1 protein-coding gene is annotated in these 861 nt (G+C 62.1%); it reads right to left on the bottom strand.

Features of this window, described 5'->3' with window-relative positions:
* Positions 1-9: 9 nt before the first annotated feature.
* Positions 10-816 carry an IS5 family transposase gene (locus tag F3J20_RS31735; protein WP_167285844.1) on the bottom strand — a complete coding sequence of 269 codons (807 nt, stop codon included), beginning with the start codon at positions 814-816 and terminating at the stop codon, positions 10-12.
* Positions 817-861 lie beyond the last annotated feature (45 nt).

Genomic DNA, 861 nt, shown 5'->3' with positions numbered 1-861 from the left:
TAGAGCGTGTTAGGCACTTTGGATAATGGGCACGGCATGAACAAGCATGAGCATAGCGAAGACGACGAAATGCAAGCCTGCCAGGGTTTCGGGCAGGCGTTCGTAGTCGCGTGCCAGCCGCCGGAAGCGATTGAGCCATCCGAAGCTGCGCTCGACCACCCAGCGACGCGGCAACAGCACGAAGCCTTTCTTCGCCTCGGGCAGTTTGATGACCTGCAACTCCATGCCTTCGTCGCGGGCTGCCTGCGCCGCCGTGTCGCCCGTATAGCCCTGGTCAGCAAAGGCGAGTTTTACCGTCTGACCGGTGACATGCTGAACCTGACGCGCAAGCTCGCCCACCTGTGCACGCTCCTGCTCGTTGGCCGGCGTAATGTGCACCGCGAGCAGCAGGCCCAGCGTGTCGACGGCCATATGGACTTTGCTGCCTCGCTTGCGCTTGTGACCGTCATAGCCCGCGCGCGGTCCGCTTTCGCACGTGGACTGCAACGTGCGTCCATCCAGAATCACCGCACCGGGCTGGCCCTGGCGCTCCTGTGCCACGCGCAACACCGAACGCAAATCGCTGACCATCGCCTCGAAGCAACCCGCGTTGAGCCAGCGCTGTGTTTGCTGGTAGACCAGCTCCCACGGCGGGAAGTTGGTCGGCAGCATGCGCCACGATGCACCGGCGCGTGCCATCCAGCGCAGTGCGTTGAACATTTCGCGCAGCTCATATCGGCGCTGTGGCGCGTCTTCGCTCATCAGGACGAGGTACGGAGCGGCAAAGCTCCACTCCTCGTCCGATACATCTGTTGGGTACGGTTTGCGTTCTGGCATTGCGCCAGGTTACCAGGTTTGGCACAAAGTGCCTAACACGCTCTA

Origin of the sequence: Paraburkholderia sp. Cy-641 (assembly GCF_011752945.1) — a bacterium.
GTDB lineage: Bacteria > Pseudomonadota > Gammaproteobacteria > Burkholderiales > Burkholderiaceae > Paraburkholderia.
Note: the sequence above shows the minus strand (reverse complement) of the source record. Positions and strands in the feature narration are given on the sequence as shown.

What these genes read in the sequence shown, in the direction of transcription:
- F3J20_RS31735 (WP_167285844.1), bottom strand. Translation starts at nt 816, where the DNA reads ATGCCAGAACGCAAACCGTACCCAACAGATGTATCGGACGAGGAGTGG.